Source organism: Amycolatopsis jejuensis (genome assembly GCF_000717335.1).
In the GTDB taxonomy this organism is placed as follows: Bacteria; Actinomycetota; Actinomycetes; order Mycobacteriales; family Pseudonocardiaceae; genus Amycolatopsis; species Amycolatopsis jejuensis.
The window spans coordinates 100,441-124,291 of sequence record NZ_JNYZ01000008.1 but is presented as its reverse complement, the minus strand read 5'-3'; the positions used below and the strand labels follow the sequence as shown (position 1 = coordinate 124,291).

Below are 23,851 nucleotides of genomic sequence, written 5' to 3'. Positions count from 1 at the left end.
TCACGAGGAGGGCAGCACCTCGCCCGGATACAGCACCCGGCTCAGGATCAGGGCGATCTGCTCCCGGCGCAGTTCCTCGCTCGTGACGACCCCGCGGAGTGCCCAGTTCTTGAACGACGGCAAATGCCCGAGCAGTACGATGTCGAACGACAGCACAGTCGCGTCCACCGAGCGGAAAGTGCCGTCCTTCACGCCCGCCCGGACGAGGTCGGCGAAAACGTCCGCGATGGATTGCTCGCGTTGCATGAAAAAGCGCTGCGCGTCCTCCGGAAGGCGGCGGTATTCGCGATACACCATCGCGACCTGGGACCGTTTCGCTTCGCATTCCCGCAGATAGAAATCAATCGCCGCGGCCAGCCGTTCCTCGACCGGACCGCCGCCCGCGGCGATTTCGCCGAGTTCCTCGCGCACACCGTCGTAGATGTTCTTGCAGACCATCACGAGCAGGTCCGCTTTCGTGGTGATGTAGCGGTAGATCCCGCCCACGCTCAGCCCGGCCGCGCTCGCGATGCTCGACACCGACAGGTTGTCGTAGCCGTGCTCGGTGATCTCGCGGGACGCCGCCTGGACGATCACGTCCAGCCGTTCGACGGACTTCCGCGACCGTCGCCGTGGTTTCGCGCACATGGGGTCTCGCACTCGCTTCGGGATCGGGAAAACGCCGGTGCGGAGCTTAGCACCGGCGCGCTTCCCGGGACGGCAACCCGGCCGGATCAGTACCGGTATCCGGTGGCTTCGGCCAGCTTCGCCAGGTCCTCCTCGTCGTGCCCGCACAGTGCCGCGACGAACGCCAGCTCCATCCGCGTCCCGTTGTCGAGTGCGGATTTGTGCAGCCGCAACGCCTCGATCTTCGACAGCACCCGGAAGTGCTTGCGGACACTTTCCGGAAGGTCGTCGAGACCACGGGAATGGAATTCGCCGATTTTCAGCCGGAGCCAGGGGAGGGACGCTTCGACGCTTTCCGAATCGGCGACCACGTCGACCACCGCGACTTTGCCGGAATCGAGCGCGCGGCGCAGTGCCGGCCGCAGTTCCGCGGCCGTTTCGACGTGTTCGACGTGACAGCCGAACGGCGCGAAAACCTGGTCGTAGCGCAGTCCCGGGGTCATGTCCCACGAGCCGATGTCCGGCTGGAGATCCTCGCGCATCAGCGAGTTCCCGCCCCAGGAACTGTTGTTCAGCACCACGAGCACCGCCGGGACCCGGTACCGGGCGAGCGTTTCGATGTCCATTCCGGCCAGCCCGATGCCGCCGTCGCCGATCAGGCTGATGATCTGCGTTCCGGGACGGGCGATTCCGGCGCCGAAAGCCATGCCGACACCCTGCCCGAGCGCGACCCGCGGACCCGCGTCGAGTACCTGGGCGGGCCGGATCGCCTCGATCGCGTCGGTGAGGTACAGCGAACCCTGGTAGGAGTCGTAGATGATGGTGGCGTCTTCGTCGGCCTCGTCGGCGATCGCCTGGGCGAGTTCGGCGGTGTGGATCGGCGTACGGCCGCTCACCCGGGCGAGCTGGTCGCGCCGCTTCGCGCGGAACCCGGTGCGCGCGGAGTCCAGCCGGGCCAGCCATTCCGGGCGCGCCACGGGTTCGTCGGTGCCGCGCTTGGCCTTGAGGCCGTCCAGGAGCTGGCGGAGCACGAGACCGCTGCTGCCGAGCAGGGTCTCCTCGGCGTCGAGGCCCCACCACAGCTCGTCGGCGCTGTCCTGGACCTGCAGGTAGCGCGTGGTGGCGGGCGAGGGCCAGTCCGGTGCTTCGAACCACGATTCGAGCTCGCCCGCGCGCAGCCCGGCCAGCAGCACGACGTCGGCCTCTCGCAGCAGCGGCCCGCGGTAACCGGACGAGAAGGCGAGCGGGTCCTTCTCGCTGAGGATGCCGCGGGCGGTGCGCCGGGCCCCGGTGGGGGCGGCAAGGTACGCGGAAAGCTCGGCCAGCACGGCGTCGCCGCCGGACCAGTACACGCCGTCACCCGCGATCACCAGCGGCCGCTCGGCCGCCGCCAGTACGTCGACGGCACGGGCGATCCGGGCCGGGTCGGCCTGCGTCCGGGGTACCTCGCGCAGGGTCCCGGTGCCCGGGACGTACTTGCGTTGCACCGCTTCGCCCTGTGCCCACTGGTTGTTCAGCGGGATCTCGAGGACGACCGGGCCCGCCGGGTACGTGGTCGCGTCCACGAGAGCCTTGTGTACCCAGTAGGAGTTGAGCTCCCAGTCGGTGAGCCGGTGGGTCCACTTGGCGACCGTGCGGAACGCCTCGGCGGCATAGCCTTCCTGGAGGATTCCGAGGTGGTCGCCTGCCGTGCCGTGCTGGCCCACGAGCAGCACCATCGGGCTCCGGGTGCCGATCCCCTGCGACAGCGACGAGAGTGCGTTCGCCATCCCCGCGGACGCCGACACGAAGAAGACGCCCGGTTTGCGCGCGATGCGGCCGTACGCCTCGGCGGCGAACCCGGCGGCCTGCTCGTGCCGGAAGTGCCACATCTGTGCGCCGAGGCGGACCGCCTCCTCGATCACCGGGTTGATGTACCCGTGGATGCCGAACAGGTCCGTGACCCCGTTCTCGACGAGCGCCTGCGCCACCTCGCGCGCACCGGTGCGGTGCGGATGCCGGGCGGCGGGCGACGGGGGATGGAGCGTGGTCATGCGGTTCTCCCGAAAGTTTCGCGAACTATTGGTCGCTTTGTGCTGAGCAGCCGCCGCGGATTGTCGGCAGTCTGGCGTGTTCCGACGCTAGCAGGCTTCTCGCCGGTGTGACAGTAGTTGCGACTACTTGTTCGCTTTTAGTCTTGACAAGCTGGCCGCGCGGGTGTGTTCTGAGGTCCGTCGAACACTGTCGGCCCGCGGGAGGTGGCATCGCTGGCTGATTTCACCGCGAAGGTCCCGGTGATCACGAACAAGATGCTGGTGGCCGACCAGCCGGCCGTCGGCGGCCGGAGTCCAGGACCAGCAGCTGGAGCATCTGCTGAAGGTGCGCGCCGACGCGTTGGTGGCGACGCCGTCGTACGCGCTGCATCTCGGCAGGCGGGCCATCGAACTCGGGCTGGGCTTGTCGCGCGCGCCCTGCGGGTGGTGATCGTGGCGGGCGAGCCGGGTGGCAGCGTGGCGTCGGCCCGCGAGACGATCTCGGCAAATCTGGGCGACCTGGCGGTGCTGTCGGAGGACCCATGCCCGTGCGGGCGCACGTTCCCGCGCGGCGCGAACGCCTACCCGGGTGCGGTCGACGCAGTGGTGCAGGGCCACCTGAGCGCGGGCGGATCGTGGTCGAGCGGGCCGGCGATCCGGACGACCTGACGGTGGAGATCGAGACGGCCGCCGACCCGGGAACCGCCGACGCCGCGCGGCCGACCTGGCCGCGGCGCTGAAGGCGAAGCTGATGATCCGGACCGGGTGCGGCTGCTTCCGGAGCGGACGTTCGAACCGCAGGTGTGCAAGGCGCGGCGGACGATCGACCGCCGCTGAAGGGTGGGCGGCGCTGCCGGGTAGGCGGTTCGGCTGGTGCCCGAGCGGCGCTGAATCCTCGAGGCGATGCGGACGCCGGTGAGGTCCGCCGGGCATGCGCCCTGAGCACGTGCCCGGAGGTGCGCGTGATTCCACCCCGGGTCGGGCGGCCGAATCTGCCCCCGGATGTCTCCTCGTCCAAAGCCGACGCCGCCGCTGCCGTGTCGGCGAGAACGAGAAGGTCCGCAACGCGGGCTTGCCTGGCCCGGGTAGCCAGTTTAAGCTGAGCTGAACGTTGTCCACCTACAGTGGACGCACCTTCGGGCTCAGAGAACGGATACCGCGTGGAACCAACACGATTCGGGGGCCTGGGGGCGCGGGGAGGTGCGCGCCGGTGACGGGTTATCTCGTGCGGCGGGTGCTGCAGGCGTTCGTGGTCGTCGTGCTCGTGTCGATGATCGTGTTCGCCCTGCTGCACGTGCTGCCCGGCGGGCCGGCGCGGGCGATGCTCGGGCCGCAGGCCAGCGAGGAGCAGGTCGCGCAGTTCGTGCAGGCCAACGGGTACGACCAGCCGTTGCCCGTGCAGTACGGGAAATGGCTCGGCCAGCTCCTGCACGGCGATCTCGGATATTCGTACAAGCTCAACCAGTCCGTCACGTCGCTGCTCGCCGACCGGTTGCCGAAAACCGTGCTGCTCACCGGGGTCGCCACCCTGCTCGCGGTGCTCATCGCGGTGCCGCTCGGCGTTTTCCAGGCGGTGCGGCGGAACCGGTTCGCGGACTACCTCCTCACCGGCCTTGCCTTCATCTTCTATTCCACCCCGGCCTTTTTCCTCGGCCTGGTCCTCATTCTCGGCTTCGCGGTGGAACTGCACTGGTTCCCCGCGCAAGCTCCGCAGGCGAGTTCGCTGCTCGGCGTTCTCAGCCAGCCGATCGGATTGTTCCTGCCGATCGCGACGCTCACCCTCGTGTCCGTCGCGCATTACAGCCGCTATGCCCGTTCGGCGATCATGGACAATCTGGTCGAGGACTACGTCCGCACGGCGCGGGCGAAAGGCGCGGGCGAAGGCCGGATCCTCTTCCGGCACGTGCTGCACAACGCATTCGCGCCGATCGTGACCATTCTCGGGCTCAGCCTTCCCGGCATCCTGTCCGGCACGCTCATCACCGAATCCGTCTTCAACTATCCGGGAATGGGCCTGCTTTTCTGGACGTCGGCGCAGATCCAGGACTACCCGGTGCTGCTGGGCTTCAGCCTGATCGTCGGGATCGCCACCGTCACCGGGTCACTGCTGGCGGACCTCGCATACGCACTGCTCGATCCACGCGTGCGGTACACGCGGGCCTGACCGGCGAAGGACGACGACGATGATCAGACGACGCAGTCCCGTACCGTCCACACCGGACGGATCGGCCGAGATGCACACCGCGCAGCCCGGCCTCCTCCGGCGCGGCGGGGAAGTGTTCGCCCAGAACAAACTCGCCCTCACCGGGCTCGTGATCGTGCTGGGCCTGGTGCTGTTCTGCTTCCTCGGCCCGCTCCTGTACTCCACCGACCAGGTGCACACCGACCTGGGGGCGGCCAACCTCGCGCCGGGCGGCGGGCATCCGCTCGGCACCGACCAGGTCGGCTACGACCAGCTCGGCCGCCTCATGCTGGCCGGGCAGACGTCGATCGAGGTCGGGCTCGCGGCGGCCGTGCTGGCCACCATTCTCGGCAGCCTGTGGGGTGCCGTCGCCGGGTATTTCGGCGGGGTCGTCGACGCGGTGATGATGCGCATCGTCGACGGGATGCTCGCCATTCCCGCGTTGTTCCTGCTCCTTTTCCTCGCGTCGGTGTTCCGGCCGGGCAAGGTCGTGCTCATCATCGTGGTCGCGGCGGTTTCGTGGCTCGGCACCGCGCGGCTGGTACGCGGCGAAACCCTTTCGCTGCGGGTCCGCGAATACGTGCAGGCCGTCCGCGTGATGGGCGGCACCGGTACGCGTTCGGTGCTCCGGCACATTCTGCCGAACGCGATGGGCACCATCGTGGTGAGCGCGACTTTCCAGGTGGCCGACGCCATTCTGACCATTGCCTCGCTCGCGTATCTCGGCTTGTCCATTCCGCCGCCGGCCACCGACTGGGGCGGAATGCTCTCGCACGGAATCGAATACACCGCGGTCGGTTACTGGTGGCTGATCTTCCCGCCGGGTATCGCCATCGTACTGACCGTGGTCGCTTTCAACTTCATCGGCGACAGCCTCCGGGACGCCTTCGAAGTCCGTCTTCAGCGCCGATGACGGTGCATCCCGCAAGTGGAGGAAGAACAATGAGAACACAGAAGTTCCGGGTGCTCACCCTCGCCGCGACGGCGTCCCTGGTGCTGGCCGCGTGCAGTGGAAATGCCGGTGCGCCGACGGGTTCCAGCGTGCCGACCGGCGGTACCCCGGCTCCCGGCGGCACGGCGGTGTTCGCGCTGCCCGCGTCGAGCGCGCCGGACTGGATCTGGCCGTTCGCCGACCCGGTCCACTCCAGCAACCTGAACCTGCTGCAGTTCCAGCAGCTCATGTACCGCCCGCTGTACGTGTTCGGCGACGGCCAGTCGCCCGCCGTGAGCGACAAGAAAGGTCTCGCGAACGCGCCGCAGTATGCGCCGGACGGGAAGTCCGTCACGATCACCCTCAAGCCGTACAAATGGTCCGACGGAAGTGCGGTCACCACCACGGACGTGATGTTCTGGCTGAACATGATCAAGGCCAAGAAAGCACAGTGGTCGCAATACTCGCGCGGTTCCCTTCCGGACAATGTCACGTCGGTGAAGGTCGACAGCCCCACCACGATGACGTTGACCCTCGACCACCAGTATTCGCCGGAATGGTTCACCGCCACCCAGCTGACCCTCATCACGCCCATGCCGCGCGCGTGGGACCGCACCGCGAGCGGACCGAGTGACTGTGCCCATGACGTGGCGAAATGCCCGGCGGTGTACGACTATCTCTACGGCCAGGCCAAAGACGTGGACAGCTATGCGAAGAGTCGACTGTGGTCAGTGGTGAACGGACCGTGGAAACTCTCGGAGTTCAACGCCGACGGGCACATCGCCATGGTGCCGAATACGGCGTACTCCGGACCGGACAAGCCCAAACTGGCGAAGCTCCAGTACGCCCCGTTCACCACCGACGGCGCGGAATACAACGTGCTGCGCGCGGGCGGAAATGCCGTGCACGTGGGGTACATTCCGGCGCAGAACATCACATCGCCCACCAAGGATCCGACGGTGGCCGGGCCCAATCCGGTGGCGGCGAACTACTACATGGTCCCGTGGATCCAGTACCGGATCAATTTCTTCGAGTGGAACTTCAACAATCCGGTCGCCGGGCCGATCTTCCGGCAGCTGTATTTCCGCCAGGCCTTCCAGCACTTGGTGAACCAGCAGGCGATCATCGACGGCCCGATGAAGGGGTACGGTTATCCGACCACCGGGCCGGTCCCGGCGCTGCCGAAGAGTGATCTGATGTCGGACAAGGGAAAGCAGAATCCGTACCCGTTCTCCGTCGAAAAGGCCACCGCGCTGCTGGAACAGAACGGCTGGACGGTGAAGACCGACGGGGCGAGCTTCTGCGCACGGCCCGGAACCGGTCCGGGGCAATGCGGTGAAGGTATCCAGGCCGGGCAGAAGCTCGAATTCAACCTGAACTACATCAGCGGCTCCTCAGTGCTTGACCAGGCGATGGCCGCGTTGAAATCGGACGAGTCCAAGGCCGGGATCGTGCTGAACCTGTCCGGTGGCACGCACAGCGCGGTACTCGGCGCGCTGGTTCCGTGCAAACCGGCCGACAGCGCGTGCAGCTGGCAAATGCTGAACTGGGGCTCGGGCTACGGTTTCCTCGGCTATCCCACGGGCGAGCACCTGTTCCTCAGTGGCGCGGGCGGGAACAAGAACGGCTATTCGGACAAGATCACCGACACCAATATCGAAAAGACGATTCGCGAGGGCGGCGTTTCGGTGCTGCACACCTATGCCGACTACGTGGCCGAGCAATTGCCGGTCGTCTGGCAGCCGAACCAGGTGTCGCAGCTGACCGCCGTCGCGAACAATCTGCGCGGGGTGGCTCCGCAGAGTGTCGGCGGCGGGATCTACCCCGAAGACTGGTACTTCGTTTCGTGAACGACATGGAAAAGGAGACATCGATGCCGGAGATCCGGAGTGCGTCCTTGCCGGAGGAATTCAAGCGGGGAATGCACGTCGTCATCACGGGATCCGGTTCGGCGCTGCCGGATCCCGTCCGGGGCGGGGCCAGCCAGGCGGTGATCGTGGACGGCGTGGTGCTGCTCTTCGACTGCGGCCGGATGGTGACGGAGAACCTGCTGAAAGCTGGCGTCAACCCGGCCACCGTGTCCGCCCTGTTCTTCACCCACCACCATTTCGACCACATCGGCAGCTACGGCTATTTCGTGATTTCCAGCTGGATCGCGGGACGGCAGGACGCAATGCAGGTGTACGGCCCGCAGGGAACGGTCGCGATGTCGGACGGCGCCATTCACGGCGCGCACGAATCGGACGTCGGATTCGTGCGGGCGATGACGTCGAAGGTGCTGCCCGACGTGCCGGTGACGGTGCAGGACATCGAGCCCGGAGTGATCTACGAGGACCACGGAATCACCGTGACGTGTGCGGAAACCGAGCACTACTCGGCGGAATCCGGCAAGAAGAGCCTCGCTTACCGGGTCACGTCGAAGTACGGTTCGGTGTACGTCAGCGGCGACTGCACGCCGACGCCGGACCTCATCCCGCTCGCGTCCGGAGTGGACCTGCTCATCCACGAATGCGCCATCCCCGATCCCGGAATGGCCGAAACGGTGTCGCTGGGCCGGGGTAAACGCGGTCATTGCGCGCCGACCACGCTCAGCGAATTCGGCCGCGACGCGGGGGTCAAACGCATTCTCGCCACGCATTTGCCGCCGTTCCGGGCCAATGCGGCGACGGTGGCGGTGTCCGAGCTGTACTACGGCTCGGTTTCGCTGGGCCCGGATGTCGAGGACGCCTTCCGGAAAGCCCTCGCGAGCCGGTTCTCCGGCGAAGTGGGCCTGGCCCACGACGCCCAGGTGATCACCATTGCCGGTTAGCGTTTACCGCAGAACGTCAGGAAGGAGGCAGCCGTGAGCGCACTGCTCGAGGTCACCGGCTTGCGCACGCACATCCGGCACCGGGCCAGGGTGGCGCGTCCGGTCGACTCCGTGTCGTTGTCGGTCGACGAGGAGGAACTCCTCGGCGTGGTCGGCGAATCCGGCTGCGGCAAGACGATGACGGCGTTGTCGCTGATGCGGTTGCTGCCCGAGGGCGGCACCATCGCGGGCGGGCGGATCAGCTTCGCCGGGCGGGACCTGGCCGGTGCGTCCGAGGCCGAGATGCGCCGGGTCCGCGGCAACGAGATCGGCATGGTGTTCCAGGACCCGCTGAACTCGCTGAACCCGACGATGCGGGTCGGCGACCAGATCGCCGAGGCGGTGCTGCTGCACCGGAACGTCACGCGGGCGGCCGCGCGGGCGCGGGCCATCGAGGTGCTGTCGATGGTCGGGATGCCGCGCGCGGCCGAACGCGTGGACGACTACGCCCACCAGCTCTCCGGCGGGATGCGGCAGCGCGTGATGATCGCAATGGCGCTGGCGTGCACGCCGAAACTGCTGATCGCGGACGAGCCGACCACCGCGCTCGACGTCACCGTCCAGAAGCAGATCCTCGACCTCATCGACGACCTGCGGCACGAGCTGCGGATGGCCGTCATCCTGGTCACGCACGACCTCGGGGTGATCGCCGGACGCGCCGACCGCACTGCGGTCATGTACGCCGGGCAGGTAGTGGAGACGGCGGAAACCGAGCAGCTGTTCCGCAGCCCGCGGCACCGGTACACGCAGGCGTTGTTCGCCGCGCTGCCGGAGCATGCGATCGCGACGCGCGCGCGGCTGTCCAGCATCCCGGGCCGCCCGCCCGAGCTGGCCGAGCCGATCGACGGATGCCGGTTCGCGCCACGCTGCCGGTTCGCGACCGACGAGTGCCGAGCGTCGGCGCCGGAACTCACTCCCGACGGACCCGGGCATTCGTACGCCTGTTTCCACCCCGTCACCGAGGAACGCGTCGCGGTCGAACCTTCGGAAACCCGGCGGGCCGAGGCCATGGCGGACGTCGAACCGCTGCTGCGGGTTTCGGGTCTGGTCAAGGATTTCCCGGTCACCGCGGGCGCGATCCTGCGCCGCCGGGTGGGTGCGCTGAGCGCCATTGCCGGGGTGTCGTTCGACGTCCCGGCGGGCCGGACGTTCGGCCTGGTGGGGGAGTCGGGCTGCGGGAAGTCGACGACCGGCCGGGTGATCGTGGGGCTGGAGCGGGCGACCGGCGGCGCGGTGACGTTCGCCGGGCAGGACCTCGTCCGGCCGGGGCGCAAGGAACGCCGGGCGCTCAGCCGGGAGATCCAGCTGGTCTTCCAGGATCCGTTCGCGTCGATGGACCCGCGGATGCGCGTCGGGTCGATCCTGGCGGAACCGCTGGCGATCCAGGGCACGCTGTCGCGCCCGCAGCGGCTGGCCCGGATCGCCGGCATCCTCGACGAGGTCGGCTTGCCCGCCACCGCGGTACACCGCTACCCGCACGAGTTCTCCGGCGGCCAGCGGCAGCGGCTCTGCCTGGCGCGGGCACTGATCGTGGAGCCGCGGATGATCGTCGCGGACGAGCCGGTGTCCGCATTGGACGTTTCGGTGCAGGCGCAGGTGCTGAACATGATGAAGGACCTGCAGGACCGCCGGGGCCTCACGTACCTCTTCATCTCGCACGACTTGTCGGTGGTGCGCTACGTCGCGGACACGATCGGCGTGATGTACCTGGGAAAACTGGTCGAAACCGGCCCGGCGGAGGACGTATACCGGCATCCGGCGCACCCGTACACCCGCGGCCTGATCGACGCCGTCCCGATCGCCGACCCGGCCGCGGAGCGAGGCCGTGCCACGCCGGGTGTTTCGGGAGAGCTGCCGTCGGCGATCACGCCGCCGTCGGGGTGCCGGTTCCGGACGCGGTGTGCGTTGGCGCAGGAGGTTTGTGCGCGGGTGGAGCCGGAGCGGCGGGTGGTGGGGGTGGCGGGGCATGAGGTTGCGTGTCATTTCCCGTTGGAGGGTGTTCTGGCCGGGTAGGTCCGCGCGGAACTTCCGCCGGTGATCGCGGTGCGCGAGGCTGCTCAGGCCGGGTGGGTCCGGTGCAGTGCTCGGTTTCCGGGGGCTGCCGGGTTGCCGCTGCTGTGGGTTGTCTCAGGTCGTGCCGGAGCGGGTGTTGCCACTCCGGGTGTTTCGGGCGGTCACGCGGCCGCCGAGGGCCGGGTGCTGAACTTCCGGCGGTGATCGCGGTGCGCCGACGCTGCTCAGACCGGATAGGTCCGTGCGGCCGGGTCGGCGAGGCGGCGCCGGAGTTCCGCATCCAGAACTTCCGGATCGTAGACCCCCGCCGGGTCCTCCCGGGTGGCCATGTACGTGCGCGCGGCGGCGAAATCCAGCAGCCACTGCCCGTAGATCCGGTGCAGTTCCGCGATCGGGTCGGGATGGTCGTCGACGCGCAGCGACAGGTCCGGGTACTCCTCCTTGCCGTACACCAGGATTCCCGCCGATTGGCGGCCGCGCGCGTCGCCGCCGGCGTCCTGGCCTGCCTGCAGGGCGGCGAGCAGGCGCTCGGGGAACGGGCGGTCCTCGTCGAGGTACGCGGTGAGGGTCTGCTCGACCACCTGCGGCCCGGCCAGGACGTTTCCGGCCACCGACACACCGGGCCGCGTCGTGTGGCCGGACCACGGCCCGCATGCCGGACCGGTGTGTGCGGCGGTCTCCCCGGTAACGTCGACCACGTGTACCTGCCGGTGATCGCGTCCGTGGTCGGTGGCGCACAGGTCGCGGACGACGGCGGGCGCCGGGCGGTCCGCGAGCAGCCGCAGGCCGCGTGGTCCATAAGTCGGGTTGATCGTGGCCTGGGTGGCGACTGCGCCGACCCCGCTCGCCACGTTGAGGCACAGCCCGGCAGCGGCGACGAACCTCGTCGCCACCGCGGCGCCGAAGGCCCCGGTCGCCGGGTCACGCGCGATGATCGACCACGTCATGGTGCACCTTCCGGATCTGTGCGGTCCGTGAAGGGAACCATCAGGGAATCTGATTCCGTGATGGTTCCCTTCACGGACCGCGGGGGTAGCGGGGCAGGGTCAGGAACGGTCGGAGCGGACGACCTCGCCGCCCTTCATCACCCAATGCAGCGATCGCAGCGCCGACACGTCCTGGGTCGGGTCGGCGTCCATCGCGATCAGGTCCGCGTGCTTGCCTGCCTCCACCGTGCCGAGCGATTCGCCGGCACCCAGCCAGCGCGCCGGGACGATCGTCGCGGCGCGCAGGGCGTCCAGCGGGGTCAGCCCGAAAGCGGCCATGTACTCGAGTTCGCGCACCGTGGCGGTCGTCCCGTCGACCTCGTGGAACGGCGGCAGATCGCTGCCGAGCATCGTCTCCACCCCGGCGGCCAGCGCCAGCCGGTAGCTCTCCTCGTGCCGCGGCCCGGCGCCGAGGGACCGCTGCTGCATCCATTCCGGCACGCCCAGCTCGTCGAAGAATCCCTTGCAGCGCGTGACGATCAGCGTAGGTACAAGTGCCGTGCCGTGCGACGCCATCAGGCGTGCCACCGGTTCGGTGAGCTCGTAGCCGTGTTCGACGCAGTCGAGGCCGAGGCGCACCGCTTCCTCGATGATCGGCGCCGGACCGGCGTGCGCGGTCACCTTGCGGCCCCACGCATGCGCGGTTTCGACGACCGCGGCGATCTCGTCCGCGGTCAGCTGCGGGGTGTCGATGGCCTCGTGTTCCCCGGCGATCCCGCCGGAGATCATCACCTTCACCAGGTCGGCACCGGCGGCGATCTGCCTGCGGGTACCGCGGCGGAAATCGTCGGCGCCGTCGCATTCCAGCGTGTCGGTGCCCTCGTGCCCGTGGCCGCCGGAGCACACGAGGGCGCGGCCCGCGGTGAAGATCCGCGGACCGGGCAGCCAGCCGTCCTCGATCGCCTTGCGCAGCGCGAAATCGACGTGGTCCTTCTCGGCGACGCACCGCACGGTGGTGACCCCCGCGTGGAGCGTTTTGCGGGCGCCCCAAGCCATGTACAGCGCGAGCTCGGGTGCCGAAAGCCCGCTGACCGCGTCGCCGCCCGGCCCGGGCAGCGACAGCGACAGGTGGGTGTGCATGTTCAGCAGCCCGGCGGTCACGTAGCTGCCCTGCAGGTCGATTTCCCGTGCTCCGGCGGGCACTTCCGCCGCCCCGACGGCGGCGATCCGGCCGTCGCGGACGAGGATGCTCGTGTCCCGGTGCGGCTCTTCGGAAACCCCGTCTACGACGGTGCAGTGCGAAAGGACGGTGACGCTCATGACACTCCCTGGTCGGCGACGGTGTTCACTATAGACGAATAGTGTTTAGTATTGCTATAGTTGCGATCGACGATAAGAGGCGCGTCCTTCGCCTGAGGAGCTCGGAGAAGATCGCACGATGTTGAGCGAACGATTGCGCGAACTGCGCATGCGCCATGGGCTGACGCTCCGGGAACTCGCCGCGAAGGCCGAGGTGTCCCCGGCGCTGCTCAGCCAGCTGGAGAACGGGGTCACCGACCCGAGCCTGGCGACTTTGCGCAAGCTGGCCACGGTGTTCAAGGCCGAAGTGTCCACATTGTTCAGTGAGCCGAACGCGCCGCTGGTACACCTTTCCCGGCCCGGCGAGCGGATGCAGCTCACGGCGCCGACCGGCGAGATCACCTACGAGCGGCTCACGCCCGGCCGGGGCGACCTCGAGGTACTGCGCGCCACGATGCAGCCCGGCGACGTCAGCTCGGCCGAGCCGCGCGGGCACGAGTCCACCGAATGCATCGTGGTGCTGGAGGGCGAGGTCGTGGTGGAGGTCTCCGGGGAGCGCCACGTGCTGGCCACCGGCGAGGCGCTCACGTTCGATTCGCGGCTGGAGCACCGGTTCTGCAACGAGAGCCCGAAGGTGTCGGTGTACCTGCTCGCCGTCACCCCGCCGGTACCGTGAGCACGTCGGTCAGCCTCGGCTTCCAGACGGACAAGACCGCCGCGGACTACGCGCGGCTCGCGGTCAAGGCCGAACTGCTCGGCTTCGACGGCGTTTCGGTCTTCCACGACTTCGGGTTCCAGCCGTCGTTGTTCCCGCTCCTGGAAATGGCCCGGGTCACCGACCGGGTCCGGCTCGGCGCCGCCTGCCTCAACCCGTTCCTGGTGCACCCCCTCGAAATCGCCGGACAGGCAGCGGCGCTCGACCTGGCTTCGGGCGGGCGGGCGTACGTCGGGCTCACCCGGGGCGCCTGGCTCGACCGGGTCGGGGTGCGCCCGGCGCGTCCGCTGCGGGCGCTGGAGGAGAGCGTCGAGGTGATCCGGCGGCTCCTGCGCGGTGACGATTCCCCTTACCCCGGCGAGGTTTTCCCGTTGTCGGCGGGCACCGCACTGCAGTACCCGCGGGCCCGCGACGGGCTCGACGTGCTGCTGGGCACCTGGGGTCCGCGGGGTCTCGCGCTGGCCGCCCGGGTCGCCGACGAGGTGAAGCTCGGCGGATGCGCGAACCCGGACATGGTGCGGTACGCGCGCGGCGAACTGGATGCGGCCGGGGGAACGGCCGTCGGGCTGGTCGCCGGTGCGGTCACCGTGGTGCACGAGATCGGGGCGCTCGCGAGGGCGCGGGCGCGCACGGAGGTCGCGATGTACCTCGACGTGGTCGCGGCGCTGGACGTCACGGTGGAGGTGCCGGACGCGGTTCTGGTGCCGCTGCGGGCCGCGCTGGCGGCAGGCGACGCGGAGGCCGCCGGACGGCTGGTGCCGGACGACCTGCTGGACCGGTACGCCTTCGCCGGTACGCCGGAGGAGATCGCCGCGCGCGCGTCGACGCTGGTCGAGGCCGGGGCGAGCCGGATCGAATTCGGGACCCCGCACGGCCTTTCCGACGACGACGGCGTCGAACTGCTCGGCAAGCGGGTACTGCCCGCGGTCAAGGAAGCGAAGTAGCGACATGGCCGAGATGGAGTTGTACGACCTGCGCGTCACGGTCGAGCGGATCGAGGGCCGGTCGGTGTGCGGCCTTGCGGTGGGGGACTGGTTCGAACTGGTGAACAGCGCCGAGCTGCGCATTCCGGCGGGGAAGCACTTCTGTGTGTACGCCCTGCAGTCGGTGCTGCCGTTGCTGCCCGCGAAACAACGTCGGCTCCCGGACGCGGACTGGCTGGAGCGGGATTCGCTGGTCTGCTGCCCGGATCCGGAGGAACGGGTCGTGATGCGGATCGAGCGGATCGGCACGCGGGTCCTTGAGGCGGACGATCTTACCTGAGGTTTCGGGCGAGCAGGGTTTCCCGCAGGGGGCGTAGGCCGAGTGGGCCCAGTCGTAGTGCTTCGCGGTGGAATTCTCGTACCGTGATGCCCGGACGTCGCTCGGCTGTGGTGCGGATTTCCTGCCACAGTCGGGCGCCGATCCGGAAGGAGAGTGCCTGCGCGGGCCATCCGAAGTATCGCTCCACTTCGAACCGTGCCGGTTTCTCCGGCATCCCGGAAGCCGCCCGCAGCACCGCGACCGCGAGGTCCGGCGTCCACCGGTCGGCGTCGCCGAGTTGTCCTGGCGGGATCGGGAGATCCAGGTGCAATCCCAGGTCGAGCACGATGCGGGCGGCGCGCCAGCGTTGGCCGTACAGCATCCCGAGATGCTCGCCGGGAGTGCGCAGCAAACCCAGTTCCGCGCAGAGCCATTCTGCGTAATGCGCCCAGCCTTCGGCGTACCCGTGCACGTTCGCGAGCGCGCGCTGCCACGGGTGCAGCCCGGGTTCGGCGAGGGCGGTGGCGATCTGGAGATGGTGCCCGGGAATGCTTTCGTGGTGCACAGTGGTCACGTCACGCCAGATGTGCGTCGACTTCGCGGGCGACCAGACCACCCGCCCGGGCCGGGTGAAACCGGGATCCGGGGCGCTGTAGTACATCACCCCGGCCGACGCGTCGCTGATCCGGCATTCGGGACGCCGCGCCTGGGCGGGGAGATCGAAGAACACGCCGTCGGTGGCTTCGGCCGTTTCGGCGACGCGGCGGTCGAGCCAGTGCAGCAGTGCATCGTGGCCGGTGAGGGTCTGTGCCGGGTCCGCGTCGAGGGCAGCTGCGGCTTCTTCGATCGACGAAGCACCGATTTCCGTTGCCACTGCCTGCATTTCTTCGGTGATCCGGGTCAGCTCGTGCCAGCCGAACTCGTAGGTCTCGTCGAGGTCGACGTCGTCGCCCAGGAATGCGCGGGCGGTCACCGAATAGAGTTCCCGGCCCACGCCGTCACGTTCTCGTGCCCGGGGCGCCAGTTCTTCGCGCAGGAAGCGGGCGAACCCGGCGGTGGCCCGGGTGGCGTTGTCCGCAGCCGTTTCCAGGCCGGGCCGGGCGGCGGCGAGCCGGTGGTAATAGGCGTCCGGCCCGATCCAGGTTTCGCATTGGGCAGCCGCGCCGAGCACTTGACGGCGGGCGACGACGTGGTCGCTTTCCCGGAGCGTGGCGGCATAATCGGCCAGCGCGCGCGGTACCCGGTCCAGGTGGGCGGCGATCCGGTCCCAGTCGGCGTCGGTGCCGCGGGGGAGGTGGTCGAACACTGCGCGCACGGCGTGCACCGGCGTGGCGAGTGGGGCCAGGAGTGACCGCGTGAAGCCGGCTTCGTCGAGCGAGATCTCGCTTTCGAGCCGTTCCGCGAGCGCCGCCGTCAGAACCTCCTCGCCAGGCTGGACCACGGCGTGGGCGAGCGCGGTCGCCGCCCGGTCGTGCGCCGCCCGGCGGGCCGCGAAGTCCTCCGGCGCGAGCGCGGGCATGATCGACTCCGGCTCGGCCCCCATGGCGGCCGCTGCATCGGGTTCCACGGCCGCCAGGTCCTGCACCAGCTGGTCGGCGATCGCGGTGACGGTTCCCGGTGCAGCGCTCACGTACGAACCTCCCGTTGTGGTCACCGCGGCGAGTCTAGCTGTACTGAACTTGATTCGCCACTGATGAACACTGGGAGGTGGGTGCTGCGGGTCCTGGGTCATGCTACGGTCGCGGTATAGAAATACCGGTACGGAACGACGTGAGGCTTGCGTGATCGAACTGAAGACGCCTGCGGAGATCGACCGCATGCACGTGACCGGGCGGTTCGTCGCCGAGGTGCTCACCGCGGTCACGCGGATGGCCGACGTCGGGGTCAATCTGCTGGACCTCGAGCAGCACGCGCGCGGCATGATCAAGCGGCGCGGGGCGGAGTCATGTTACTGGGACTACTCGCCGTCCTTCGGCAAGGGGCCGTTCCGCAATGTCATCTGCCTCGCCGTGAACGACGCGGTGCTGCACGGGTTGCCGCACGACTACGTCCTGCGCGACGGGGACGTGCTCACCGCCGATTTCGCGGTCACCATCGACGGCTGGGCGGCCGATTCGGCGCACACGGTCGTCGTCGGGAATCCTGCCGAGGAAGACCTGCGGATCGTGCGCGCCACCGAGGAAGCGCTCGAGGCGGCGATCGACGTCGCGCGCCCCGGCAACCGGATGGGCGACATCTCGGCCGCGATCTACGACGTGGCCAGCGCATACGGGTACCCGGTGAACACCGAGTTCGGCGGGCACGGCATCGGCCGCACCATGCACGAGGACCTGCACGTGTCCAACAAGGGCAGGCCGGGCCGCGGGATGAAGCTCCGCCCTGGCCTGACGCTGGCGCTGGAGCCGTGGTTCGCCCGCACGACGGACCGGATCATCTACGACGACGACGGCTGGACGATCCGCTCCGCCGACGGCTCCCGCACCGCCCATTCGGAGCACACGATCGCGATCACCGAGGGCGACCCGGTGGTCCTCACCCGGCGCGAGGGGGAAATCCCGGCGACCGGACGGGGTCCGTCTACTTAGGACGCCCGGGTGCCGGGTCGCGCTGGTGGGGCGATCGTGAAGGAACCGGCCGCGGGTTGCCCGACAGTCCTGATACCCGTTCGGTATCGGGCCAACCCGATCGATCTTGGACGGGCGCGGCGAACGCGGCTTGGCTGGAAGCAGACCAGAAGTGCTTCCGAGGAGCCGTTCCCATGCCTGAATACCCTTACCCCGACCCGGATGTCCAGACCTCAGAGGTCCGCGAGCTCGCCCGCGACCTCGTCGTGATCCCGGACCGGCGCGTCCAGCTGGTGCCCAACATCGGCGTGATCGGCGGGTCCGAGGCGGTGCTGGTGGTCGACACCGGGATCGGCCGCGCGAATGCGGCGAAGGTGCTCGAATTCGCGGCCGAGTACGCGAAGGGGCGCAAGCTTTACCTGACGACCACGCATTTCCACCCCGAGCACGCCTTCGGTGCCGAGGTGTTCGCGGGCGAGGCGACGTACGTCGTCAACCGCGTGCAGGCCGACGACCTGGCCGCCAAGGGGCAGGGTTACCTGGCGATGTTCCGCGGCCTCGGCGAGCCGGTCGCGCGGGCGCTGGAGGGGGTCGAGCTGGCGACGCCGGACGTCGTGTACGACGGGGACCACCACGACCTCGACCTCGGCGGCCGCGTGGTCCGGCTGCGGCCCACCGGCCGCGCGCACACCAAGGGGGACCAAGTGATCACGGTCCCCGACGCGGACGTCCTCTTCACCGGCGACCTCGTCGAGCACAGCCAGTTCTCGTTCTTCCCGTGGTTCCCGCCGCACGACACCGACGCGTCCGGCACCGGCTGGATCTCGGTGATGGACCGGCTGTCCGCGGACCGCCCGAAGACGGTCGTGCCCGGCCACGGTGACGTCGCGGGCCCGGAGCTGCTCGCCGAGGTCCGCGACTACCTGACCGTGCTCCGCGACGAGACCTGGCGCCGCCGCGACTCGGCGCTGGACGACGAGACGATCGCCGCGGAGGTGGCCGAGGTGGTGACCAAGCTGCACCCGGACTGGGTAGGGCACGAGTGGATCGGCCGCGGGGTGGCCTGCCTGTGCTCGGAGCACCACACCTGACCCGCCTGCCCCGCCCACCCGGCTGGTGCGGGGCCGGGTTCGAAGTCCGTGAAGGGAACCATCACGGAATCAGATTCCCTCATGGTTCCCTTCACGGACATGGGGGCGGGGAGGGTTCGGGCCGTTGAGCGGCAGCTGTGCGCGGAAGCGTTCCGGCGGGGGCGGGGCGGTGGGCTGGGGAAGGTTCGCGTGGGTGGGTTCAGGTCGTCCACTCCGGGACCCGGCTCGGGTGCCAGCCCAGCGTGGCACGGGCACGGGTGTTCGCGGCGCCTCGCTGTGCGGTCATCTGGTGGGCCGCCGGCCAGCCCAGCATCCGCTCCACCATCGGCGCCGGGAGGACCCGCGGCGGCGGCCCACCCACCCGGGCGGCGAACGACGGTAGCCACGACGACGCCGGGACCGGGTGGTCGTCGGTGATGTGGAAGACCCCCGTCGCCGCACTTTCCACGGCCGCGGCGACGGCCTGGGCAGCATCCGAGACGTGCAGGAACGACGTCATCCCGGCACCGTCACCGGCCAGCGGATACCGGCCGCGGGTCAGGGCGGTCGCGAACGGGCCGTCGAGCGAGTACTGCGTTCCCGTGCCGTACAACGCGCCGTAGCGCAGGACGGTACCGCCGACCGACAACACCTGCCGTTCCAGATCGGCGACCGCCCCGACCGTCATCGCCCAGCCAGGATCGGGCGCGTCCAAGTACAGGGGGGCGTCCTCGTCGACCACCAGGGCACCGACCGGCGCATGGGCGAAAGCGATGCTCTGCGCGATCACCCGCCGCACACCAGCTTCCCGGGCCGCGGCGATCAGGGAAGCGGTGCCCTCCCTGCGCAACCGGGCCGTCGACTCGAAAGCCGTCGGGCTGCGCAGCGCGGACAGCTGATGCACCAGGATTTCCGGCCGCGCGGCCGCCACCGCGGCGCGGACGGCGGACGGGTCCAGGGCGTCGGCGGTCAGGACGGCATCGGCGTCCACCGAAGCCGGGTCGCGGACCAGGGCGGTCACGTGATGTCCGGCCGCCCGCAACACCGGTACCAAAGCACGGCCGACGACCCCCGTCGCTCCGGCCACTGCGATCCGCATCAGTCCCGGACCCGCATCAGCAACCGGCACGCGCGGTCGCCGTGGCGGAGGCAGCCGGTCGCGCGGTTCTCCGCCAGTTCGACGCCCAGTCCCTCCGACCAGCCCGCGTGGATGTCGGTGCACGGGCATTCGTAGCCGTCCAGCGAACCGGCCATCCGGACCATCGTCACGGCGAAGTTCTGCCGCATGGTCAGCTCGACGAGATCGTCGCCGAGCACCTCGACCCCGCCGTTGCGCAGTTCCTCCGGGAACATCCGGGACGCGCACGTGTCATACCGGTCCCGCAGCTCCTCGATCCCGGACGGCAAGCCGTGCTGCCGCGCCACCCGCTTCCCGACCTGCGTGGCGACGAACCGCAGCGCCTCGGCGTTGATCTCGTTCGCCACCTCGGGCCCGAACCGCTTCGCGACGCCCTGGTACCAGCGGGCGTCGTGCAGCCACCACTGCCGGTAGACCTCCATCGTCTCCGGATCGGTCACCGGACCTCCCCGCCGGCGACCCGGAACCGCTCCCGCAGCTCCCGTTTGAGCACCTTCCCGGTCGCGCCCTTGGTCACGTCCTCCGCATTCAGCCGCAACGCCTTGGCCACCAAGGGGAAACCATGCGCGGCGAGCACGTCGTTGACCCGCTGAGTCCAGTCGGCATCCCCATCGGCGACCTGGAGCAGCACGTACGCCTCGCCCTCGCCGGTGCCGTCCCAGCTGGCGTCGACGCCGTCCGGCGCCACCGCGACCACCGTGCAATCGTCCAGTTCGGACAGTTCACGCAGCAGCAGTTCCTCGGTCCGCGTGCTGAACACGATCCCCGCCGCCGTACGGACCGCGTCCGGCGCGCGGTCGAGGTGGTAGAAGTTGCCGTCCTCGTCCCGATAGGACAGATCGCCGGTGAGCCAGTACCCGCCCAGCCGCAGCCGGTGGAAGGCGAGCGAATCGTTCCAGTACCCCGGCGTGAGCGTCGGCGACCGGACACCGAGCCGCCCGATTTCCCCCGGCGGCAGCGGGCGGCCGTCCTCGGACAGCACCGCGGCCTCGGCGAAGCTGATCGGCTTGCCGATGCACCGCCCGTACGCCTCGCTGCCCAGGTGGTGTCCATTGTGGAACAGCGAGTACCCGGTCTCCGACGACCCCAGCCCGTCGGTGAACACCGACCCGGGTGCCCGGTGGCGCTTGAGATCCCGGCCCACAGTTTCGTGGCTGCCCTGCGCGATCAACGCGCGCACGTGTGCCTCGTGCGCGGCGTCACCCGTGTTGTACCAGGCTTCGATACTGGACATCTCCCGCTTGCTCAGGTCACTCGTGGCCATCTCGCCGTAGGTACCGGCGAACGCGAACACCGTGGTGGGCTTGAATTCCTCGATCGCGTCGAGTACGTCGGCGCCGCGCTGGCTGGACAGCATCCGCACCGGCGCCCGCAGCAGGAACCCGAACAGCATCACCGAAATGGCCGCATTGTGTGACCCGGGCAGCGCGACGAGCAGCCGCCCCATCCCCGCCCCGATGGACAGCCGAAGCCGGTACAACTGGGCGTACAGCAGGGTTTCGTGCGTGTGCGGCACGGCCTTCGGCATCCCGGTGGTACCCGAGGAATGCGAGATGATGATCGGGTCGGTGGCGTGATGGCGGTACGGGTACGTGCCCGGCAGCGGCTCCCGGTGGACGTCCGCCGCGGTCACGCAGAACCGCAGCCCCAGCTCGGCCAGATCGCCGTGATGCGTGTCGTCGGCGACTGCTCCGGCCACGCCTTGGCGGCGGATGTACTCCCGCGCGATCTCCGGCCGCAGATTCCCGTTGACGAACGACGGAATGGCGCCCAGCGACGTCAGCGCGAGGTAGTTCACGGCGAACTCGGTGCTGGAGAACGTCTGGATCGCCACCGGATCGCGCGGCCGCACCCCCTGCGCGTGGAACCAGCCCGCATAGGTCTCGACGATCTCGTGCAGCTCGCCGAGCGTGAGAACCTCCGGCCGCGTCCCGTCCGGCGCGAGCCAGGTCCCGCCGGTCCACAATGCGGGTTCGTCCAGCGGGTACCCGTATTCCTTGACCCGGTGCAGCACGTTGCCCGCGCCGAGCTCCCGGTCGGCCAGTATCCGGGCACGGTCTTCCTTGGTGATCATCGAAGGACTCCTGGGGTCAGGTCGAGCAGGCGGCGATGGTCGGCAAGCGGTTCGGCACCCCGGCTGACCAGCACTCCGGCGGCCCGATCTTCGGACGGCGGCGTGCTCCCCAGCTCGGCACAGACGGCCTCGACGCGGTCCCCGGCAGCCAGCTCCACGTTGATCAGCAACACGTGGTCCACGTCGCCGTCGTCGAGCAGCAGATCGGCGACGGAGAGCAGCTCGTCCGCGGAATCGTTGGCGGACAACGACATCAGCGGTCCGGTGAGAGAGAACTGCAGGCTCACGTGACCGAGAATCGCATTCGCGGTGGCCTGCATGAACAGCAGCGCGTTGTGCACGCGCCCGGCGACGAGCTGACGGCTGGCGACGTCCGCGGTGGTCGCGTCGCCGAATCGGCTGGCCAGCACGACAGCGGTGCGGGCACCGTCGAGGTCGCGGCCGCTGAGACACTGCCACGCGACCCGGTGCACGAGCGGGTTGAACTCGGACTCGATGAAGCCGGTCAGTGCAGGGGCGTCGTCGGTGTCGTGCGGCGTGGCGAGCCCCGAAGCCAGCACCTGCAAGCGGAGATCGGTCATCGGCGCTCCAGCAGCAACGCGGTGTTGGCGCCGCCGAAGGCCGCGTTCACGGTCAGCGCCCGCCACACGTCCGCGCGGCGCGCCTGATTGGGTACGACGTCGAGGTCGCACGCGGGATCCGGTTTCGTGTACCCGGCGGTGGGCGGCAGCACCCCGTCGAGCATGGCCATCAGCGTGATCACGAACTCGACGGCACCGGCTGCCTCCAGCAGATGCCCGGTCGCGCCTTTGGTGGAGCTGACCGGTACCGGGCGGTTGCCGAAAACCGTGCGCAGACCGGTGGTTTCGGCCGGGTCGTTGGCTTTGGTCGCGGTGCCGTGCGCGTTGACGTAGTCGACCCAGCGGCCGTCCGGGTCCCCGGCGCGGCGCAGCGCCTGCCGTGCCGCGGACGCCAGCCCGTGGGCCTGCGGGTGCGGCCGGGCGATGTGGTGCGCGTCGGCAGCCATCCCCCAGCCGATCACTGCGGCGAGCGGCCGGGCGCCCCGGCGCCGTGCGGTGTCGCCTGCCTCCAGCAGGATCGCCGCCACGCCGTCGCCGAGCAACAACCCGCTCCGGCCCGCGCTGAACGGCCGGACCACGCCGTCGCGCGAGAACGCCATGCCGGAGTCGAACTTCGCGAAGTTCTCTTCCTCCACCAGGTAAGCACCCGCGCAGACGGCCGAATCGAGCCGTCCGCTGGCGATGAGGCGGCACGCGTGCATGATCGCGACCGCGGACGCGACGCACGCGTTGGTGAACGCAAGCCGCGGCCCGCGCGCGCCGAGGTGCTCGGCGACCAGGTCGGCCAGCCGGACCGGCACCGTGTCGCCCGCCGCGGTCCCGGACCGCCAGAATCCCGTTACCCCGGTGAAGTCCCCGGCCGTGCCGAGCAGTACGGCGGTGTCCTCGCGATCGGGCAACCCGGCTGCCGCGTCGGCGGCACAGGCATTCAGCGCGTCCCGCAGCGAACCCGGCCCCGGGGTGCCGTCGGTTGCCGCTGCGGACGCGCGGAACGGCGCCGTGTCGAATCGCGTGACCGGCGAGAAGGCCGAACCGCCGCCGAATACGCCGTCCCGCGTCGCAACGCGACCGCCGAAAGCCGTGTGCACGGCGAAGCCGGTGACCACTACCTCACGGCTCATCGCGGCCCGCCTGCACGCCCTGCAGCCACTCGGTGATCCCGCGCACGGACGTGCATTCGGCGAATGCCTCGTCCGACGGCGGGACCACCAGCCCGTGCCGCTGTTCGACCAGGTGCAGCAGCCACACGAGGCTGAGCGAATCGAAGGTGAGCTCCGTGTCGTCGGTGAGCTCGGCCGGGAGATGCGCCACCAGTTTCTCGTCCTGCAGCAGGTCGCGCACGGCGCTCGTGGTGAGCTCTGCGGTCATGCGGAAGCCCCGCGCTGCACCAGGTCGGCCACCAGTTCCTGCAGCGTCATCGCCCCGAACGGCTCGATGCTCGTTTCCGGGAACTCGACGCCGAAGCGCTGCTCCAGCCGGATGGTCAGCTCGATGAGGCTGAGGGAGTCGAGGTCGATCCCGCCCGCGCCCATCGGGCTGTCGTCGCCGGCCGAGCCCTCGGGCACGGGATGGTTCATGTCCTTGGCCAGCGTGGTGAGGACGAACTCGCGGATCTCGGTTTCGAGGTTGACGGGCATGTTCGGGCCTTTC

At 69.5% G+C, this 23,851-nt stretch carries 23 protein-coding genes; 11 read left to right on the top strand and 12 right to left on the bottom strand.

Annotated features, from left to right (window positions below; all coding sequences use genetic code 11):
- Window positions 1-627, bottom strand: a complete 627-nt coding sequence (locus OO71_RS12055) for a TetR/AcrR family transcriptional regulator (RefSeq protein ID WP_033289794.1) — start codon at window positions 625-627, stop codon at window positions 1-3.
- Window positions 628-713: 86 nt separating this feature from the next.
- Complete coding sequence (locus OO71_RS12050; protein WP_033289793.1) at window positions 714-2,639, bottom strand: thiamine pyrophosphate-binding protein; 1,926 nt, start codon at window positions 2,637-2,639, stop codon at window positions 714-716.
- A gap of 432 nt (window positions 2,640-3,071) precedes the next feature.
- Between OO71_RS12050 and OO71_RS12045 the strand changes: the two genes are divergently transcribed.
- The 6 genes from OO71_RS12045 to OO71_RS12020 all read left to right on the top strand — a co-directional run bounded on the left by OO71_RS12045 (window position 3,072) and on the right by OO71_RS12020 (window position 10,592).
- On the top strand, window positions 3,072-3,287 hold the full coding sequence (locus OO71_RS12045) for a hypothetical protein (RefSeq protein ID WP_156096265.1): 216 nt from the start codon (window positions 3,072-3,074) through the stop codon (window positions 3,285-3,287).
- Window positions 3,288-3,828: 541 nt separating this feature from the next.
- Window positions 3,829-4,782, top strand: coding sequence for an ABC transporter permease (locus tag OO71_RS12040; protein WP_033289791.1), 954 nt, complete (start codon window positions 3,829-3,831; stop codon window positions 4,780-4,782).
- A gap of 19 nt (window positions 4,783-4,801) precedes the next feature.
- The gene (locus OO71_RS12035) at window positions 4,802-5,713 is read left to right on the top strand and encodes an ABC transporter permease (protein WP_051791470.1); all 912 of its coding nucleotides are present in this window, start codon (window positions 4,802-4,804) and stop codon (window positions 5,711-5,713) included.
- A 29-nt stretch (window positions 5,714-5,742) separates the two neighbouring features.
- On the top strand, window positions 5,743-7,581 hold the full coding sequence (locus OO71_RS12030) for an ABC transporter substrate-binding protein (RefSeq protein WP_033289789.1): 1,839 nt from the start codon (window positions 5,743-5,745) through the stop codon (window positions 7,579-7,581).
- A gap of 23 nt (window positions 7,582-7,604) precedes the next feature.
- On the top strand, window positions 7,605-8,540 hold the full coding sequence (locus OO71_RS12025; RefSeq protein ID WP_033289788.1) for an MBL fold metallo-hydrolase: 936 nt from the start codon (window positions 7,605-7,607) through the stop codon (window positions 8,538-8,540).
- A 33-nt stretch (window positions 8,541-8,573) separates the two neighbouring features.
- The gene (locus OO71_RS12020) at window positions 8,574-10,592 is read left to right on the top strand and encodes an ABC transporter ATP-binding protein (RefSeq protein WP_033289787.1); all 2,019 of its coding nucleotides are present in this window, start codon (window positions 8,574-8,576) and stop codon (window positions 10,590-10,592) included.
- 224 nt (window positions 10,593-10,816) lie between these two features.
- Here OO71_RS12020 and OO71_RS12015 read toward each other — a convergent pair whose 3' ends face one another.
- Window positions 10,817-11,539, bottom strand: a complete 723-nt coding sequence (locus tag OO71_RS12015; RefSeq protein ID WP_033289786.1) for a DUF1028 domain-containing protein — start codon at window positions 11,537-11,539, stop codon at window positions 10,817-10,819.
- 99 nt (window positions 11,540-11,638) lie between these two features.
- A complete protein-coding gene (locus OO71_RS12010) occupies window positions 11,639-12,838 on the bottom strand; it encodes an amidohydrolase family protein (RefSeq protein WP_033289785.1) in 1,200 nt (399 codons plus the stop codon).
- A 118-nt stretch (window positions 12,839-12,956) separates the two neighbouring features.
- Between OO71_RS12010 and OO71_RS12005 the strand changes: the two genes are divergently transcribed.
- Genes OO71_RS12005 through OO71_RS11995 form a run of 3 tightly spaced genes read left to right on the top strand, consistent with a single transcriptional unit; the run spans window position 12,957 to window position 14,795 of the window.
- Window positions 12,957-13,493: a helix-turn-helix domain-containing protein gene (locus OO71_RS12005; RefSeq protein ID WP_033289784.1), complete on the top strand. Its 537-nt coding sequence runs from the start codon at window positions 12,957-12,959 to the stop codon at window positions 13,491-13,493.
- A complete protein-coding gene (locus OO71_RS12000; RefSeq protein ID WP_033289783.1) occupies window positions 13,490-14,476 on the top strand; it encodes an LLM class flavin-dependent oxidoreductase in 987 nt (328 codons plus the stop codon). The genes OO71_RS12005 and OO71_RS12000 overlap by 4 nt, the downstream gene beginning before the upstream one ends.
- 4 nt (window positions 14,477-14,480) lie before the next feature.
- Complete coding sequence (locus tag OO71_RS11995; protein ID WP_033289782.1) at window positions 14,481-14,795, top strand: TIGR04076 family protein; 315 nt, start codon at window positions 14,481-14,483, stop codon at window positions 14,793-14,795.
- Here the strand turns inward: OO71_RS11995 and OO71_RS11990 are convergent.
- On the bottom strand, window positions 14,788-16,428 hold the full coding sequence (locus tag OO71_RS11990; protein ID WP_211260499.1) for a DUF885 domain-containing protein: 1,641 nt from the start codon (window positions 16,426-16,428) through the stop codon (window positions 14,788-14,790). The two genes, OO71_RS11995 and OO71_RS11990, sit on opposite strands and share 8 nt — an antisense overlap.
- A gap of 127 nt (window positions 16,429-16,555) precedes the next feature.
- Between OO71_RS11990 and map the strand changes: the two genes are divergently transcribed.
- Complete coding sequence (gene map, locus OO71_RS11985) at window positions 16,556-17,359, top strand: type I methionyl aminopeptidase (protein WP_033289780.1); 804 nt, start codon at window positions 16,556-16,558, stop codon at window positions 17,357-17,359.
- A gap of 173 nt (window positions 17,360-17,532) precedes the next feature.
- Window positions 17,533-18,429, top strand: a complete 897-nt coding sequence (locus tag OO71_RS11980) for an MBL fold metallo-hydrolase (protein ID WP_033289779.1) — start codon at window positions 17,533-17,535, stop codon at window positions 18,427-18,429.
- A gap of 199 nt (window positions 18,430-18,628) precedes the next feature.
- Here OO71_RS11980 and OO71_RS11975 read toward each other — a convergent pair whose 3' ends face one another.
- Genes OO71_RS11975 through OO71_RS11945 form a run of 7 tightly spaced genes read right to left on the bottom strand, consistent with a single transcriptional unit; the run spans window position 18,629 to window position 23,838 of the window.
- On the bottom strand, window positions 18,629-19,507 hold the full coding sequence (locus OO71_RS11975) for an NAD-dependent epimerase/dehydratase family protein (protein WP_033289778.1): 879 nt from the start codon (window positions 19,505-19,507) through the stop codon (window positions 18,629-18,631).
- Window positions 19,507-19,986: a hypothetical protein gene (locus OO71_RS11970; RefSeq protein WP_033289777.1), complete on the bottom strand. Its 480-nt coding sequence runs from the start codon at window positions 19,984-19,986 to the stop codon at window positions 19,507-19,509. Before OO71_RS11970 ends, OO71_RS11975 begins: the two co-directional genes overlap by 1 nt.
- Entirely contained in the window at window positions 19,983-21,620 is a 1,638-nt protein-coding gene (locus OO71_RS11965) for a class I adenylate-forming enzyme family protein (RefSeq protein ID WP_033289776.1), read from the bottom strand. Before OO71_RS11965 ends, OO71_RS11970 begins: the two co-directional genes overlap by 4 nt.
- Window positions 21,617-22,201 (bottom strand): beta-ketoacyl synthase N-terminal-like domain-containing protein, encoded by a 585-nt coding sequence (locus OO71_RS11960; protein WP_051791469.1) that lies wholly within the window; start codon window positions 22,199-22,201, stop codon window positions 21,617-21,619. Before OO71_RS11960 ends, OO71_RS11965 begins: the two co-directional genes overlap by 4 nt.
- Complete coding sequence (locus tag OO71_RS11955; protein WP_033289775.1) at window positions 22,198-23,322, bottom strand: beta-ketoacyl-[acyl-carrier-protein] synthase family protein; 1,125 nt, start codon at window positions 23,320-23,322, stop codon at window positions 22,198-22,200. Before OO71_RS11955 ends, OO71_RS11960 begins: the two co-directional genes overlap by 4 nt.
- On the bottom strand, window positions 23,312-23,569 hold the full coding sequence (locus OO71_RS11950; protein ID WP_033289774.1) for an acyl carrier protein: 258 nt from the start codon (window positions 23,567-23,569) through the stop codon (window positions 23,312-23,314). The genes OO71_RS11955 and OO71_RS11950 overlap by 11 nt, the downstream gene beginning before the upstream one ends.
- Complete coding sequence (locus OO71_RS11945; RefSeq protein ID WP_033289892.1) at window positions 23,566-23,838, bottom strand: acyl carrier protein; 273 nt, start codon at window positions 23,836-23,838, stop codon at window positions 23,566-23,568. The genes OO71_RS11950 and OO71_RS11945 overlap by 4 nt, the downstream gene beginning before the upstream one ends.
- Window positions 23,839-23,851: the final 13 nt, after the last annotated feature.

Bases quoted from the DNA above. Each gene is read 5' to 3' on its own strand.
- OO71_RS12015 (WP_033289786.1), bottom strand. From the start codon at position 11,539: ATGACGTGGTCGATCATCGCGCGTGACCCGGCGACCGGGGCCTTCGGC.
- OO71_RS12050 (WP_033289793.1), bottom strand. From the start codon at position 2,639: ATGACCACGCTCCATCCCCCGTCGCCCGCCGCCCGGCATCCGCACCGC.
- OO71_RS11945 (WP_033289892.1), bottom strand. From the start codon at position 23,838: ATGCCCGTCAACCTCGAAACCGAGATCCGCGAGTTCGTCCTCACCACG.
- OO71_RS12010 (WP_033289785.1), bottom strand. From the start codon at position 12,838: ATGAGCGTCACCGTCCTTTCGCACTGCACCGTCGTAGACGGGGTTTCC.
- OO71_RS11965 (WP_033289776.1), bottom strand. From the start codon at position 21,620: ATGATCACCAAGGAAGACCGTGCCCGGATACTGGCCGACCGGGAGCTC.
- OO71_RS12030 (WP_033289789.1), top strand. From the start codon at position 5,743: ATGAGAACACAGAAGTTCCGGGTGCTCACCCTCGCCGCGACGGCGTCC.
- OO71_RS11950 (WP_033289774.1), bottom strand. From the start codon at position 23,569: ATGACCGCAGAGCTCACCACGAGCGCCGTGCGCGACCTGCTGCAGGAC.
- OO71_RS11995 (WP_033289782.1), top strand. From the start codon at position 14,481: ATGGCCGAGATGGAGTTGTACGACCTGCGCGTCACGGTCGAGCGGATC.
- OO71_RS12055 (WP_033289794.1), bottom strand. From the start codon at position 627: ATGTGCGCGAAACCACGGCGACGGTCGCGGAAGTCCGTCGAACGGCTG.
- OO71_RS11975 (WP_033289778.1), bottom strand. From the start codon at position 19,507: ATGCGGATCGCAGTGGCCGGAGCGACGGGGGTCGTCGGCCGTGCTTTG.
- OO71_RS12005 (WP_033289784.1), top strand. From the start codon at position 12,957: ATGTTGAGCGAACGATTGCGCGAACTGCGCATGCGCCATGGGCTGACG.
- OO71_RS11960 (WP_051791469.1), bottom strand. From the start codon at position 22,201: ATGACCGATCTCCGCTTGCAGGTGCTGGCTTCGGGGCTCGCCACGCCG.
- OO71_RS11980 (WP_033289779.1), top strand. From the start codon at position 17,533: ATGCCTGAATACCCTTACCCCGACCCGGATGTCCAGACCTCAGAGGTC.
- OO71_RS12035 (WP_051791470.1), top strand. From the start codon at position 4,802: ATGATCAGACGACGCAGTCCCGTACCGTCCACACCGGACGGATCGGCC.
- OO71_RS11955 (WP_033289775.1), bottom strand. From the start codon at position 23,322: ATGAGCCGTGAGGTAGTGGTCACCGGCTTCGCCGTGCACACGGCTTTC.
- OO71_RS12025 (WP_033289788.1), top strand. From the start codon at position 7,605: ATGCCGGAGATCCGGAGTGCGTCCTTGCCGGAGGAATTCAAGCGGGGA.